The 609-nt window shown below is 73.1% G+C and carries 1 protein-coding gene; it reads right to left on the bottom strand.

Annotation, left to right across the window (positions count from 1 at the left end; translation table 11 throughout):
- The coding region (locus DPA01S_RS16115) for a TetR/AcrR family transcriptional regulator (protein WP_061917948.1) at positions 1-608 on the bottom strand (608 nt) is incomplete at its 3' end.
- Between the last annotated feature and the right edge of the window lies 1 nt (position 609).

Here is a 609-nt window from a genome sequence, read left to right on the forward strand (position 1 = left end):
CGGCGCTCGCCGCCGCGCAGCAGGTCGGCGGCGCCGCGCTCGAGCAGGTCGAACGCCTCGTCGAGGTAACCCGCGCGACCGTGCGTCGCGTCCTGCTCGCCGCCGCGCGGGCGGTGCCGCAGCACCGAGGCACCGGCGGCCAGGCTCAGGTCCACCAGCACCCGGATGCGGAACCGGCTGAGCTGCGGCTCCCGGCGGCCGATCGCGTCGTACAGCGGGTCGAGGATCTGCTCCGCGAGGCACGACCGGGCGTCGCTGGAGAGCATGATCCCGATCTGCTCCCCGGCCACGAACAGGTTCTCGGCGGCCTCGATGTCGTCCGACGAGCGCCCGTACAGTTCGCGGAACATCGTGCGGAAGATGTCCACGGGGGTCAGGTCCGGGTGGGCCTGGTCCACCTGCCGCACGAACTCCGCGATCTGCTCGCGCAGGAAGTGCAGGAACGCGTCCTCGCGGTGGGCGAAGTAGTTGTGGAACGTGCGGGTGGACACCCCCGCCCGTCCCGCGATCGCCGACACCGTCGCGCCCTCCGCCCCCTCGGCGACCAGGAGTTCCACGGCGGCCGCCGAGAGACGGGTGCGGGTGTCGGCCTTCTTCCGCTCGCGCAGG

The organism is Dietzia papillomatosis NBRC 105045 (assembly GCF_001570845.1).
In the GTDB taxonomy this organism is placed as follows: domain Bacteria; phylum Actinomycetota; class Actinomycetes; order Mycobacteriales; family Mycobacteriaceae; genus Dietzia; species Dietzia cinnamea.